Origin of the sequence: Enterocloster aldenensis (assembly GCF_003434055.1) — a bacterium.
GTDB lineage: Bacteria > Bacillota > Clostridia > Lachnospirales > Lachnospiraceae > Enterocloster > Enterocloster aldenensis.
Genome location: NZ_QVEX01000044.1, coordinates 1 through 279, shown reverse-complemented (window position 1 = coordinate 279; position 279 = coordinate 1). Strand labels below are relative to the sequence as shown.

Sequence of the window (279 nt, the reverse complement as noted above, 5' to 3'; positions counted from 1 at the left end):
AATATTAAAGAAGCTTGGCGCAGGGTTTATGGAAGGCCTCTGCGCTTTTTCTATGCTCGGTTCATCTGTGAGCGGAGCGATAACAGCAAATGCCGCAAGTACTTCGACCGAAAACTCTGCGTTTCCGTCTTCCGATACGGTGATCGCAAAGGCGGCAACTTTGCTCGGAACACCGTATACATTTGGGAATAAGGGGTACTGGTACGCATACAATCAGGGACAGTATACTCCTCTGTCGGTGCAGACGATAAATAATCTCGGCATCGACTGTTCGGGACT

General features: G+C 49.1%; 1 protein-coding gene. It reads right to left on the bottom strand.

Annotated features, from left to right (window positions below):
* Nucleotides 1-213 (bottom strand): hypothetical protein (locus DWX59_RS29115; protein WP_207660473.1); only part of this gene is annotated, 213 nt, incomplete at its 3' end.
* Between the last annotated feature and the right edge of the window lie 66 nt (nucleotides 214-279).